14 protein-coding genes and 1 other annotated feature are annotated in these 13,134 nt (G+C 40.8%); of the genes, 3 read left to right on the top strand and 11 right to left on the bottom strand.

The annotated features are described in order from the left end of the window. Positions 1–9: 9 nt before the first annotated feature. The 3 genes from polX to zapA form a co-directional block, all read right to left on the bottom strand. Complete coding sequence (polX, locus tag LC455_RS11770) at positions 10–1,725, bottom strand: DNA polymerase/3'-5' exonuclease PolX (protein WP_223591063.1); 1,716 nt, start codon at positions 1,723–1,725, stop codon at positions 10–12. Between the two features lie 94 nt (positions 1,726–1,819). Beyond that, complete coding sequence (locus tag LC455_RS11765; RefSeq protein ID WP_223591062.1) at positions 1,820–2,341, bottom strand: CvpA family protein; 522 nt, start codon at positions 2,339–2,341, stop codon at positions 1,820–1,822. Positions 2,342–2,347: 6 nt separating this feature from the next. Next, the gene (zapA, locus tag LC455_RS11760) at positions 2,348–2,608 is read right to left on the bottom strand and encodes a cell division protein ZapA (protein WP_223591060.1); all 261 of its coding nucleotides are present in this window, start codon (positions 2,606–2,608) and stop codon (positions 2,348–2,350) included. A gap of 114 nt (positions 2,609–2,722) precedes the next feature. Between zapA and rnhC the strand changes: the two genes are divergently transcribed. Further along, entirely contained in the window at positions 2,723–3,655 is a 933-nt protein-coding gene (gene rnhC / locus LC455_RS11755; RefSeq protein WP_440446394.1) for a ribonuclease HIII, read from the top strand. A gap of 52 nt (positions 3,656–3,707) precedes the next feature. Then, positions 3,708–3,998, top strand: a complete 291-nt coding sequence (locus tag LC455_RS11750; protein ID WP_223591058.1) for a 4a-hydroxytetrahydrobiopterin dehydratase — start codon at positions 3,708–3,710, stop codon at positions 3,996–3,998. Between the two features lie 277 nt (positions 3,999–4,275). Here LC455_RS11750 and LC455_RS11745 read toward each other — a convergent pair whose 3' ends face one another. The 4 genes from LC455_RS11745 to LC455_RS11730 all read right to left on the bottom strand — a co-directional run bounded on the left by LC455_RS11745 (position 4,276) and on the right by LC455_RS11730 (position 10,232). Next, on the bottom strand, positions 4,276–5,253 hold the full coding sequence (locus LC455_RS11745; protein ID WP_223591057.1) for a nuclease-related domain-containing protein: 978 nt from the start codon (positions 5,251–5,253) through the stop codon (positions 4,276–4,278). A gap of 256 nt (positions 5,254–5,509) precedes the next feature. Continuing rightward, positions 5,510–7,924, bottom strand: coding sequence for a phenylalanine--tRNA ligase subunit beta (gene pheT, locus LC455_RS11740; RefSeq protein ID WP_223591056.1), 2,415 nt, complete (start codon positions 7,922–7,924; stop codon positions 5,510–5,512). A 139-nt stretch (positions 7,925–8,063) separates the two neighbouring features. Continuing rightward, positions 8,064–9,101, bottom strand: coding sequence for a phenylalanine--tRNA ligase subunit alpha (pheS, locus tag LC455_RS11735; RefSeq protein ID WP_223591055.1), 1,038 nt, complete (start codon positions 9,099–9,101; stop codon positions 8,064–8,066). A 74-nt stretch (positions 9,102–9,175) separates the two neighbouring features. Next, positions 9,176–9,422: a binding site (T-box leader), on the bottom strand. A gap of 60 nt (positions 9,423–9,482) precedes the next feature. Further along, on the bottom strand, positions 9,483–10,232 hold the full coding sequence (locus LC455_RS11730) for a TrmH family RNA methyltransferase (protein WP_223591054.1): 750 nt from the start codon (positions 10,230–10,232) through the stop codon (positions 9,483–9,485). A 116-nt stretch (positions 10,233–10,348) separates the two neighbouring features. On the opposite strand from LC455_RS11730, the gene sspI reads away from it, so the two are divergent. Then, the gene (gene sspI / locus LC455_RS11725) at positions 10,349–10,555 is read left to right on the top strand and encodes a small acid-soluble spore protein SspI (protein ID WP_223591053.1); all 207 of its coding nucleotides are present in this window, start codon (positions 10,349–10,351) and stop codon (positions 10,553–10,555) included. Between the two features lie 208 nt (positions 10,556–10,763). Here the strand turns inward: sspI and LC455_RS11720 are convergent, their stop codons facing one another. From LC455_RS11720 to rplT, 4 genes are all read right to left on the bottom strand, one after another. Further along, positions 10,764–11,849 (bottom strand): M42 family metallopeptidase, encoded by a 1,086-nt coding sequence (locus LC455_RS11720; RefSeq protein WP_223591052.1) that lies wholly within the window; start codon positions 11,847–11,849, stop codon positions 10,764–10,766. Between the two features lie 75 nt (positions 11,850–11,924). Beyond that, positions 11,925–12,416 carry a dUTP diphosphatase gene (locus LC455_RS11715; RefSeq protein ID WP_223591051.1) on the bottom strand — a complete coding sequence of 164 codons (492 nt, stop codon included), beginning with the start codon at positions 12,414–12,416 and terminating at the stop codon, positions 11,925–11,927. A gap of 15 nt (positions 12,417–12,431) precedes the next feature. Then, positions 12,432–12,692, bottom strand: a complete 261-nt coding sequence (locus LC455_RS11710; protein WP_223591050.1) for a DUF1294 domain-containing protein — start codon at positions 12,690–12,692, stop codon at positions 12,432–12,434. Positions 12,693–12,754: 62 nt separating this feature from the next. Beyond that, complete coding sequence (gene rplT, locus LC455_RS11705) at positions 12,755–13,114, bottom strand: 50S ribosomal protein L20 (RefSeq protein ID WP_223591049.1); 360 nt, start codon at positions 13,112–13,114, stop codon at positions 12,755–12,757. Between the last annotated feature and the right edge of the window lie 20 nt (positions 13,115–13,134).

Raw genomic sequence — 13,134 nt, 5'->3', positions numbered from 1 at the left:
GCCTCCTTTTTATCTATTATGCAAAAATTCTAGCAGGTCATTTCTATCAAGGGTGTTGATCACCGATGATTTTTTTATCCAGCCCTTTTTAGCGGCTGATACGCCGATTGCCATATGCTTTAATGTATCGACCATATGGGCATCAGTATTAATGAGGAGTTTAACACCTGCATCCTGGGCTTTTCGTAAGTATTCCGCTGCCAGGTCGAGCCGGTTAGGGTTCGCATTTAATTCTAACGCTGTGTTTGTTTCTTTAGCCAGCTCAATCAGCATATCGATATCCACATCATAACCTTCACGGCGGCCAATTTTTCTGCCAGTCGGATGGGCTATCAAATCGACATGGGCATTTGTTAAGGCTGTTTTCAGACGCTCCATGATTTTTTCCCTTGGCTGGGAAAAAGCAGAATGGATGGACGCGATGACAAAATCCATCTCAGCAAGGAGCTCATCGTCATAGTCCAGGGTTCCATCAGGTAAAATATCCATCTCGACACCTGATAGAATGAGAAAATCATCATACTTTTCATTTAATTTCTTAATTTCTTCTCTCTGCTTCAATAATCTTTCAGGCGTCAGCCCATTCGCTACTTTTAAATATTGCGAGTGGTCCGTTATCGCCATATATTGATAGCCTCTTTTGCGGCAGGCTTCAGCCATTTCTTCAATCGTGTGTGCACCATCGCTCCAGGTGGAATGCATATGAAGATCGCCTTTAATATCCTCAAGTTCGATTAACTCTTGATTGTGTGAAAAGGTTTCGACTTCCTTGCCGTCCTCTCTAACTTCCGGTGGAATAAACGGAAGATCAAAATGCTTGAAAAATTCTTCTTCGGATGAGAAGGTGAGGATTTCTCCTGTGTCTACGTTTTCCACACCGTATTCACTAATTTTTTCGCCGCGTTCTTTAGCAAGCTGTCTCATTCGGACATTATGATCTTTTGAACCTGTAAAGTGGTGCAGGGTAGTGATAAATTCCTCGGGTTTTACCAAACGAAAATCAGCGGAAACATCATATTCTAGTTCAAATACTAAGGATACCTTCGTGTCCCCCGCCCCAATGACCTCTTTTATATAAGGCAATTCTAGCAGCTGCTGTCGAACTGATTCAGGATTTTGGGTTCCGATTATAAAATCAAGGTCCTTAATCGTTTCCCGCATTCTGCGCAGGCTGCCGGCCCTTGAGAATCGATATATGTCAGTCATTTGCGAAAGTCTTGCCTCAATTTGCTCGGCCACTAGGAGCATGTAGGCAAGCGGAAGCCGTTCCGGCCTTGAGCCAACATTAGCAATCGCACTTAAGATTTTTTCTTCCGTTTTTTTGCCAAAACCAGCGAGACCTTGAACCTTACCTGCCTCGCATGCCTCTTTTAGACTTGTGACATCCTCAATTCCAAGCTCCTGATAGAGTTTAGCGATCTTTTTCCCGCCAAGCCCCGGTAGCTGAAGCAGCGGAATCAGTCCAGCCGGAACTTCCTCTTTAAGCTCTTTTAAAACAGAGGAGGAACCCTCTTTTATGTATTCATCAATCACAGCGGCAGTACCCTTGCCAATTCCCGAAATCGATGTAAAGTCCTCAATTTCTGTTAAGCTGCGTTCATCGGTTTCCAAGGCATTTGCTGCTTTTCGAAAGGCCGAAACCTTAAACGTATTTTCACCTTTTAATTCCATATAAATCGCAATCATTTCTAATAGACGAATGATTTCTTTTTTGTTTACTTCCATAAAATCCACCTGCCTTGAGTACATTTTAACCTTTTTTTCAACATAAAGAAAAACTTCTCTGCTACAGAGAAGTTCGTGCTGCAGTCTATTCAATCTATAAGCCTTTAATCTGCTGTGAAAGAATCGGTGTATGATTCACAATCGCGTTTGCCAAAAATGAATTGTTTAGAGGATTTTGCAAAAGTTCCATTGGAATTAAGGCTGCAATATATAATACAATGAAAATAATTAAATAGATTTCCAAAAAGCCTAATATTCCCCCTGCCCAAATATTTAACTGTCTTAAAATAGGAAGATGGGCAATAAAGTCGAGCATCGAACCAATGATTTGGAACAATATTTTTACGGCAAAAAAGATTATTACAAATGCGATGGTACGGTAAAAGGCAGTTTCCGCATTGCTGGAGTCGGTTAGAATTTTTAAAGTCGTCCCTTCACCAAAATTCGGATACGGAACCCAAAGTGTCAGCTTTGGTGCTAGCTCACCATAGTATAAATAGGCGACGATGTATGCAATAATAAAGCCTGCAATATGGACAAATTGCATAATAAAGCCTCTTTTTAGGCCAACAAAAAATCCGATAATAAGAAATAATAAAATGGCTAAATCCAACATGATTCTTTAGTCCTTTTCTTTTTGTAGTTCCGCTTGCAGCCGTTCCAGCTCGTCTTTGATTTTTAAATAATCATTCACTGCATTGACCGCAGTTAAAACGGCAAGCTTGCTTGCATCTAATAAAGGATTCTTGGAGCTGATTTCCCGCATTTTGTCATCTACCAATGATGCTACATATTTTACGTGGCCCGAGCTCTCCGTACCTACTATAACGTACCGTTGTCCGTAAATATCTACGGTTGTTCGATTTTTTTCTGTATTTGACAACGCAAATGCCTCCATTCAAAGAATCCTACACTATATCATAACACGAACAGTTATAAGTGGAAAAGTCAAACCAATTAGCAAAAGATATATTTAATAGAAATGTGGTGCTTTTATTTGGGTAATGTAGTCATTAATGTTGGAATGAAAGAGATTTTGGAAATGAAAAGCTATTATAGCATGCATCTAGTTGATAAATTACCTCCAGGGAGTGTGTTTGCGGCGAAAACCCCTTCCTGCATGATCACCGCATATAAATCTGGAAAGGTACTATTCCAAGGGAATGCTAGTGAAACGGAGGCTGGCAGATGGGGTGGAAATCCGGCACTTGTTTCTTCAAAAGGAAAATCAGCTGCGAAAGGAGACCTTCCAGCCGGCATTGGGGGGATGTCTGTCATCGGCTCTGATGAGGTAGGTACTGGAGACTTTTTCGGCCCGATTACCGTTGTTGCCGCCTATGTAAAAAAAGAACAGATTCCATTATTAAAAGAATTGGGTGTCAGGGATTCCAAGGATTTAAACGATGAAAAAATCATTGAGATTGCTAAGGTTATCAAAGATGTTGTCCCTTTTAGCTTGATGACGCTGAAAAATGAAAAATATAATCAGGTGCAGCAAAAGGGGATGTCGCAGGGGAAAATGAAGGCCATTCTACATAATCAGGCGATTTTAAATGTGTTAGGTAAGATTTCTCCGGATAAACCAGAAGCGATTCTAATTGACCAATTTGTTCAGGCCAGCACCTATTTTCAGCATGTTAAAGGCCAAAAAGCGGTAGCGAAGGAAAACGTTTATTTTAGCACGAAGGCGGAAGGCATTCACTTGGCGGTTGCAGCGGCAAGCATTCTTGCCCGATATGCGTTTATTCAATATATTGATAAGCTGAGTGAGGCAGCCGGGTTTAAAATTCCGAAGGGTGCCGGGGCTCAGGTAGATGTAGCCGCCGCAAAGCTTATTTTGAGTAAAGGGCATGAGGCGCTGCCATCGTATGTGAAGCTGCATTTTGCTAATACGGAAAAAGCTATGGCAATTGTTAATAAGAAGCGTTAACCTCTTCTTTGAAGAATAAAATATGAGGTAAAAATCAAATGGGGGGATTTAGGTGGTTAGGAGACTAGATGAAACTGAGATTAATGAATCTGTAGCTAAATTGCCTGGTTGGAAATTAGACGGAAAATTTATTGTCAAAAAGTATCGCTTTCAGGAATTTTTAAAAGGTGTGGCGTTCGTGAATGAGATTGCTTCTCTCTCTGAAGAAAAGAATCATCACCCTTTTATCGCGATTGACTATAAATTAGTAACATTAAGGTTAACCTCCTGGAATGCAGGGGGATTGACAGACTTGGATATGGCATTGGCTCGGAATTATGATGAAATTTATGGGAAAATTTAATTTAATGCGAGAATTTGAGAGGCTGCCCCGAAATTTTAGTGATGGGGCAGCCTTTTTTGAGGTTTTTTGAGAAATTTTCACTTAAAAAGAATGATTTTTTTAGAAATAAACATTCGAATAATATTAAGACCGATTTTTTTCACAAAAATTGAGTAAATTGACATCTCGAGTATATTTATCAGCGTTTTTTTTATTTTATCAGCGAATTTAGAGTGTTTATCAGCGAATTCTTATAGTTTATCAGCGGATTTTTTAACTTTATCAGCGAATTAAAAATTTACCAAGGAAAAGTCTTTGGGTAGTAAACACGTACCTTTTTTGAACCAGTATAATTCAAACTTGCAGAAAGAAGTAATCGTTTTGCAGCATCATGCGATTTTAAATGAACGAAGTCCCGAAACTCCCTATTCGTAATTTTCGAATCAATTAGTAAAAAATAATCCTTCAGGGCATTTATATGAGCGTCATTATAATATTCGTCGCAGGTAGTGCAATACCATTTCTGTTTTTTCCTAATAAGAGGAGCATGCTGATTATAATTAGGGCAAAATACACCGGTTTTAATATCCTCCTTTTTTATTCCGTATTTACTCAAAATATAGTTCGTCGGGATTGTATTCATTTTTACGAGAAGGCGGCCAAGTTTTCGGAGGTCTTTTGCAGTGAGAAGTGGATTTGTATACATCTTTTCGAAAAACTGAATTTTGTTTATAAAAGCATCTGCCTTACATACTCGCGGTTTGACTTTAAAAGCGTTTTTTCCTGTAATGACATAAGAAGAATAGTTATTGCTTATAACAACAAGGCAATCAACAGGAACCAGTGGAAACTTATGTTCAGCCATTAGTTTCTGTATGTACTCTTTATGCCTTTTCGCTTGAGCAATTGGATCGGGGTAACCTTTTTCCTTGTCATTGTTTATTTGAGTGAACTGCTCATTTTCGGTATCAAAAATTAATTTTCCAGCCATATTTTTCACTTCAACAATTAGAGCGAATTCAGGTGTGAGGAAAAGGGTATCAATTTGGCAGTTGTAGTCACCATCGGGAAGATTTAAATCGTGGAGTATCATGTACTTGTCTATCGGAAGGAGGCGCAAATAATAATCAAGAGCTACTTCTCCTTGGTATCCTGCCTGCCGCCTGCCAAGTTCCTCTAAAATTTGCTGGTATTTGGGGTAATTAAGAGGAAGACGCCGGCATAATGCCTCTAAAATTAAAATTACTAGTGGAATTGTCCTATTTTTAATGATCAAACTTATCACTCCTTTCAATTTGGTTATTAAATTCAAAAAAACAGCACGAAATACCTGCCGAATTTTGCCGAAATTTGTTAACGTTTTTTGTCTAATTATTTTATCAGCGCTTTTTAGCAGTTTATCAGCGAATCTGGTTCATTTATCAGCGAATTTAACTAGTTTATCAGCGAATTCGGACCATTTATCAGCGAATCGGAATTCCCCTGCCAAAATAGAAAAAGCCAGCCCGAAATCTCGAGCTGGCCAACTTCAATTAACCTCGTAATACCGCGCCTGCCTTTTCTTCTAAAGCTCCAAGTACTTTTTCATGTACCTTTGTTACTTCTTCATCCGTCAGCGTACGCTCAGGGTCAACATATTTCAACGAGAACGCGATTGATTTCTTGCCTGCTTCCATCTTATCGCCTTCATATAAGTCAAACACCTGAACCTCTTTCAATAATGGTGCACCTGCAGTCAGAATGATTTCCTTTAAGGTGCCTGACACCGTTTCTCTGTTTACCACAAGGGCAATATCTCTTGTGATCGATGGGAAGCGTGGGATAGATTCATATTGTAATACCGGTGCTTCTGCTTCAAGAACGGCTTTTAATGAAAGCTCAAATACATAGGTATCTTTCAAATCAAGCTCTTTTTGCATGCTTGGGTGAACTTGGCCGATAAAACCGATTTTCTCGCCATTCAATAAAATCACTGCTGTACGGCCTGGATGCATGCCCTCCACCTGAGCCTGAACGTACTCAACTTGTTCAGATAGACCAAGTTTTGCAAACATGCCTTCTAAAATTCCCTTTACAACGAAGAAGTCAACAGCCTTCTTCTCCCCTTGCCAGGAGTGCGAATGCCAAAGCCCTGTCATTGCTCCCGCTAAATGCTCCTTCTCAACAGGGAGTACGTCAGTACCATTCGATAAGAATACGGCCCCAGTTTCATATACTGCCAAGCTGTCGTTTTGACGGGCGCTATTGTATTTTACTACTTCCAATAATTGAGGCAAAATGCTTAAGCGAAGGATGCTGCGCTCTTCACTCATTGGCATCGCTAAGCGAATCGTGTCACGCTTTTCCATCGCAAATTGTGTAGCCTTTTCTTCGCTAGTTAAAGAATACGTAACCGCCTGGTATAAGCCTGCCCCTTCAAGATATTGGCGTACAACACGGCGCTTCTTCTGGTAAGCAGATATGCGGCCAGGAGTGGAAGAACCGATTGGCAGTGTTTTAGGAATGTTGTCGTAACCATATAAACGAGCAACTTCTTCCACAAGGTCTTCCTCAATTTTAATATCACCACGGCGAGTCGGTGCTGTAACGGTAATCGTATCTCCCTCAACGCTTACAGAGAATTGCAGACGGGCGAAGATTTCCTCTACATCCTTCATTACAAGTTCTGTTCCAAGAACGCGGTTGATTTTTTCAAGCGTGATTGAAACAACTGCAGGCTCGACAGTTAATGTGTCAACTTCTGCCGCACCTTCTAAAACTTCTCCGCCCGCGTACTTCGCCATTAAATAAGCGGCACGTTCACCTGCAGGACGTACACGGTTCGGATCGACACCTTTTTCAAAACGGGCGCTCGCTTCACTTCTTAAACCATGGTCTTTTGAGGCTTTTCTTACTGCAGCCCCGTTAAAGTATGCTGCTTCTAATAACACTGTTGTTGTATCAGAAGTAACCTCTGAATTGGCTCCACCCATGACACCAGCAAGAGCAACTGGCTCCACACCATTTGTAATTACTAAATGGTCAGCTGTTAATGTACGCTCTACATCGTCAAGAGTAACAAACTTTTCGCCATCTGCAGCACGGCGCACGAGAATTTCTTTCGATCCTAAACGGTCGTAATCAAACGCATGCAACGGCTGACCGTATTCTAATAAAATATAGTTTGTAATATCGACCACGTTGTTGTGCGGACGGATTCCCGCTGACATTAAGCGAGTCTGCATCCACAGTGGTGATGGGCCGATTTTTACATTTTTAATCATTTTGGCTACGTATAAAGGATTATCATCTTTAGCGTCAACAACAATCTTGACATAATCAGTTGCTTTTTCAGTGGAAGCCTGAAGATCAGTTTCAGGAAGCTTTACATCTCTGCCTAAAATTGCCGCCACTTCATAAGCAACCCCAAGCATACTTAACGCATCCGCACGGTTTGGCGTCAAGCTTAGCTCAAGCACTTCATCGTCTCGGTTTAATAGTGCAAGAGCATCTGTGCCAACCTCAGCATCTGCTGAGAAAACAAAGATTCCTTCCGAATATTCCTTTGGTACAACCTTTCCTTCCATGCCAAGCTCTGTAAGAGAGCAAATCATCCCATTTGATTCTTCGCCGCGAAGCTTTGCTTTTTTAATTTTAAAATTGCTTGGTAATACTGCACCCACTTTTGCCACTGCAACCTTTTGACCTTGGGCAACATTCGGTGCTCCGCAAATAATTTGGACAGGTTCACCTTCACCAACATCTACCAGACATTTACTTAATTTATCAGCATTCGGATGTTGTTCACGCTCTAACACATGACCAACAACAACACCTTTAATTCCTTCGTTCAGGATTTCTACGCCTTCAACTTCAATCCCGCTTTTGGTAATCTTTTCAGCCAATTCAGCTGCTGTTACTCCAGTTAAATCTACATAATCCTGAAGCCATTTATATGAAACGAACATGTCGTCAACCTCCTATTATCTAGCTACAGCGCCTAGGGGCTCGAGGTCATAAGCCAATCCGTCAAGAAGGTCAGAAAACGACCTTCTCGCCGGCTCGTCTTATGCTTGTCGCCCCTGTTCAAGGCGCTTCCGCTTTTATTTATTCATGTTTTGAGAATTGTTTTAAGAACCTTACATCATTTGTATAGAAGTGTCTGATATCATCAACACCATACTTCAGCATTGCAATCCGCTCTGGTCCCATTCCGAAAGCGAAGCCAGTATATTTTTTAGAATCGTAGCCAGCCATTTCAAGTACGTTTGGATGAACCATACCGGCGCCGAGAATTTCAATCCAGCCTGTTTGCTTACATACGTTACAGCCGCTGCCGCCGCAAATTTTACATGAGATATCCATTTCAACAGATGGCTCTGTGAACGGGAAGAAGCTTGGACGTAAGCGGATTTCGCGGTCTTCACCGAACATTTTTTTCGCAAACACTTCTAGAGTTCCTTTCAAATCACTCATGCGAATGTTCTCGCCGACAACTAGACCTTCAATTTGCATGAATTGGTGTGAGTGTGTCGCATCATCATTATCGCGGCGGTACACTTTACCAGGGCAAATGATTTTGATAGGACCTTTTCCTTGATGTTTTTCCATCGTCCGTGCTTGAACCGGTGATGTATGGGTGCGAAGTAAAATTTCTTCTGTAATATAGAAGGAATCCTGCATGTCGCGGGCAGGGTGACCTTTCGGTAAATTTAGAGCCTCGAAGTTATAATAATCCTGCTCCACCTCTGGACCTTCCGCTACCTGGTAGCCCATGCCGATAAATAAATCTTCAATTTCTTCAATAATTCTTGTGAGCGGGTGGTGGTTCCCAACCTTTACTGGACGTCCAGGAAGGGTAACATCGATGCTTTCAGATGCTAATTTTTCTAAAACAGCCGCTTCTTCTAAGCCCTTTTGTTTTGCTTCGATTTTTACAGCGATCGCTTCACGAACTTCATTAGCTAATGCTCCCATAACCGGGCGCTCTTCTGCTGAAAGCTTGCCCATTCCGCGCAATACTTCAGTAATTGGCCCTTTTTTCCCTAAATAAGCAACGCGGATGTCATTCAATTCTTTTAAATTTGCAGACTGCTCAATCTTCTGAATAGCCTCTTCCTGCAATTCTTTTAAACGTTCTTGCATGTAGATTCCTCCTTAATTTCATTATGATAATGGGTCGAATGAGCTTTTTGAAAAATAAAAAAACCCCATCCCTGGAAAGGGACGAGGTTTAGAATTCGCGGTACCACCCTTGTAAACACCATATGTAAAACACACTAGTGTTCGCTTCATTCGGATAACGGCATATGCCGATGCATCTTTACATTTCGTTACTGAAATGATCCCGATGCCGACTCTGGAGGTGAACTTCTCTAGCCCCGAACCATAAAAGTGCTTTCAGTCACGGCACTTTCTCCCTAAATGGACAACAGGCAAGATACTTTTCTCCGTCATTGTCTTTAAAATTATCAACATTGTTAAATATTATATACTAAAATTACACCGTTTCAAACAAGTTTTCGGTTATTTTTTTAAATAGTATAAAAGAATACCGGTTGCAACGGCCACGTTTAGTGATTCGCTTTTTCCGTAAATCGGAATATAAAGGTTCGCTGTAGTTTTTTCGAGCAACTCCTTGTTCACGCCGCTGCCTTCATTTCCAACTATTAGCGCGAAGGATTCTCCGGTTGAAATATCAGTATATGCAGAAGCACCTTCTAGTGCTGTTCCATAAACAGGAATATTTTTTTCTTTTAGCTTGTCGGTCCATTCATGCAGGTCACCTCTGATGATTGGCAGGTGAAAATGGCTGCCCTGTGCCGACCTTAAGACTTTTGAATTAAAAATATCGACGCTGCCGCGGCCGACAACTACCGCATCAATTCCTGCCGCATCCGCAGTACGAATCATGGTGCCAAGATTGCCCGGATCTTGAACGGCATCAATGAGCAGGTAAGTTTTTGCATCTAAAGCTTCTTGATCAAGCTGGCGGCAGACTGCATAAATCCCCTGGGGAGCTTCCGTTTCCGATAGTGAATTTGAGATTTCATTAGTAACGAGGGTGACTGGTGTACTACCGGTGTCCCAGCGCGGCGGCAGGCCAATTTTATCAGAGATAATTATCTCCAAAACCTGTTCACCTTGTTTTAAAGCTTCCTCCACCAAATGAAAGCCTTCCACTAAAAATGTACCAGACTTATCCCGTTCTTTTTTTGTTAATAGCTTTTTCCATTGTTTGACCTTAGGATTATTGACAGATTCAATGTGTTTCAAAACTGGTTCTCCTTACTTTGTTGATTTTCTCATTATAGCCTAATTAAGATACATAATAAAACCAAATTATAGAAATGATAATAAAGTAATTCAGGATAAAAAAGGAGTGTGCAGTTATGAACTTAAATTTACGAAATGCTATTATTCACAATGTTTCTGGTAATTCCCAAGCAGAGTTAGAAGATACAATCGTAGATGCCATTCAAAATGGCGAAGAAAAAATGCTGCCAGGATTGGGAGTATTGTTTGAAGTTATTTGGAAAAATTCATCTGAAGAAGAGAAAAAAGAGATGCTTACTACCCTTGAAAGCGGGTTGAAGTAATAGTTTTTTTGTTAGAGCTGTCGATCAAGTGCGGTCGGCGGCTTTTTTTGTATTTTTTAAGGTACTTCCCTGTTTATTTGTAGTAAATCAAGTTTTATTATCTAGACTTTTTATTTGCGATTTCACAGGTTTTATTTGCGAATTCGACCCTATTATTTGCGAATCAAAAAAATCCCCGGCAATCGCAGCCGGGGACCAACACCAATTTTTACTCAAACGTAATTTTATCAACCGTTTCACGATCTAAACGCTTAATCACTTCAACAATCAACTTAACGGCATTTTCATAATCGTCGCGGTGAAGCATTGCTGCATGTGTATGAATATAACGAGTCGCAATCGTAATCGCAAGTGCTGGAACGCCATTATGAGTGATATGAATCGGCCCTGCATCGGTTCCTCCGCCTGGAATCGCATCAAATTGATACGGAATGTTCAATTCATCGGCAAGATCGGTAATAAAGTCACGCAATCCTTTATGAGAAACAAGGGTTGCATCATAAAGAATAATTTGCGGACCTTTGCCCATTTTGCTCATCGCTTCTTTTTCGCTAATTCCCGGTGTATCACCGGCAATACCTACATCCACTGCAAAACCGATATCCGGCTCAATTTGTGTCGCTGAAGTTCGGGCACCACGTGTACCCACTTCCTCTTGAATCGTCCCTACTCCATATACTTCGTTTGGATGGTCAACACCCTTAAGCTGTTTCAAGACATCAATTGCAATCGCACAGCCAATGCGGTTATCCCAAGCTTTTGCTAAAAGCATCTTTTCATTGTTCATTACGGTGAACTCGAAGTATGGGACCACCATATCGCCTGGACGGATTCCCCACTCCATCGCTTCTTCACGGCTTGAAGCACCAATATCGATAAACATATCTTTAATTTCAACTGGTTTCTTGCGGGCTTCAGGCGATAGAATATGCGGCGGCTTTGAGCCGATAATACCTGTAACATCGCCTTTTCTTGTAACGATCGTCACGCGCTGTGCGAGCATAACCTGTCCCCACCAGCCGCCGACAGTTTGAAAACGAAGGAAGCCTTTATCATCAATTTGAGTAATCATGAAGCCGACTTCGTCTAAGTGGCCTGCCACCATGATCCGCGGGCCGCCCTCTTTACCTACTTTTTTAGCAATTAAACTCCCGAGGCCATCCGTAGTGATTTCATCCGCATAAGGAGCTATGTATTTTTTCATGACTTCGCGTACGGCACGCTCATTGCCAGGAATTCCGTTGGCATCGGTTAAGTCCTTTAGCATCGACAATGTTTCATCTAATTTTGCCATTCTTGTAGACCCCCTTTTTATGTATGTACAGCATTCATTATACCGAAACAAACAGTAAATTAACAAATTTTTCTACTAATAGTTATTTTGCTGTCTTTGATAATTTACTTCGTTTTTATGAAAATATGCTTGTTCCATTTCTTCAGAAGTTATTCCTAATAGAAATCCTAATTCTAAATATGCTTCAAATAATCCTACGAAATCATGGATGCTTTTACTGGTTTGAAACATACATACTCCTGCATACACCTTCAGGAATTGATCTGTGACAGACAACAACGAGGAATTCCTGGACAGATCAAATTCCTGCTGGTCAAAGCCACACTCAATTCCCAGTGATAAAATAAAGTGAACACCGTCAACAAATTCTTCTAAAATAACATCCTTAGCTGAAGACGGTTTCACGCTCCAAAACTTAAAGCTGCGTGTTTCATTGGCCAATTCGCCTATTTCTACAAGCAAAGCGAGCACCTTCCGGCCGAATAAATCCTCGTCTTGCAATTGATGTTTTTCTTCAATATGCAAATCTAAAGCTTTTTGCATTTGAAACAGTTTTTCAAGGTTCATCGTAAAAAACACTCCTTATAATAATACTTTTATTAACAGAATTACTTCTATAATAGCAAGAATAGGAAATCCTATTTTAAAATTTAAATGCTTTGTTTTATGCCGGTAAAGCTGCATTCCCGCTGTCGTACCAACCGCTCCTCCAAACAAGGCCACCAGCCATAACGTTCTCTCACGGATTCTGTACTCATGCCTTTTAGCCCGTCTCTTGTCCTCCCACATAATCACAAGGCCTGCTATATTCATGATAAAATAGGCCGCAAACAATAGTGCCATCCAAACCTTTCCCCCTTATAGAAAAAGCCATCCTCATCAATGAGAATGGCATTTATTTAAAATTACTTGTTATTTTGTTGTTTTGCAGCATTTGCTAATTCAGCAAATGCGTTTGCATCGCTAACTGCTAATTCAGCAAGCATTTTGCGGTTTACTTCGATACCAGCAAGCTTTAAGCCATGCATTAAACGGCTGTAAGAAAGACCGTTCATACGAGCTGCTGCGTTGATACGAGTAATCCAAAGTTTGCGGAAGTCGCGCTTCTTTTGACGACGATCGCGGAATGCATACATTAAAGATTTCATAACCTGTTGGTTAGCAACTTTATATAATGTATGTTTTGAACCGAAATAACCTTTAGCTAATTTAAGAACTCTTTTACGACGTTTGCGAGTAACAGTACCGCCTTTTACACGTGGCATGTAATTTCCCTCCTATAATA

It is taken from the genome of Neobacillus bataviensis (genome assembly GCF_019969725.1).
Note: the sequence above shows the minus strand (reverse complement) of the source record. Positions and strands in the feature narration are given on the sequence as shown.

Excerpts from the sequence above, each read along its gene's own strand:
- polX (WP_223591063.1), bottom strand. The coding sequence starts at position 1,725 with ATGGAAGTAAACAAAAAAGAAATCATTCGTCTATTAGAAATGATTGCG.
- LC455_RS11765 (WP_223591062.1), bottom strand. The coding sequence starts at position 2,341 with ATGTTGGATTTAGCCATTTTATTATTTCTTATTATCGGATTTTTTGTT.
- pheT (WP_223591056.1), bottom strand. The coding sequence starts at position 7,924 with ATGTTCGTTTCATATAAATGGCTTCAGGATTATGTAGATTTAACTGGA.
- pheS (WP_223591055.1), bottom strand. The coding sequence starts at position 9,101 with ATGCAAGAACGTTTAAAAGAATTGCAGGAAGAGGCTATTCAGAAGATT.
- sspI (WP_223591053.1), top strand. The coding sequence starts at position 10,349 with ATGAACTTAAATTTACGAAATGCTATTATTCACAATGTTTCTGGTAAT.
- LC455_RS11720 (WP_223591052.1), bottom strand. The coding sequence starts at position 11,849 with ATGGCAAAATTAGATGAAACATTGTCGATGCTAAAGGACTTAACCGAT.
- LC455_RS11715 (WP_223591051.1), bottom strand. The coding sequence starts at position 12,416 with ATGAACCTTGAAAAACTGTTTCAAATGCAAAAAGCTTTAGATTTGCAT.
- LC455_RS11710 (WP_223591050.1), bottom strand. The coding sequence starts at position 12,692 with ATGGCACTATTGTTTGCGGCCTATTTTATCATGAATATAGCAGGCCTT.
- rplT (WP_223591049.1), bottom strand. The coding sequence starts at position 13,114 with ATGCCACGTGTAAAAGGCGGTACTGTTACTCGCAAACGTCGTAAAAGA.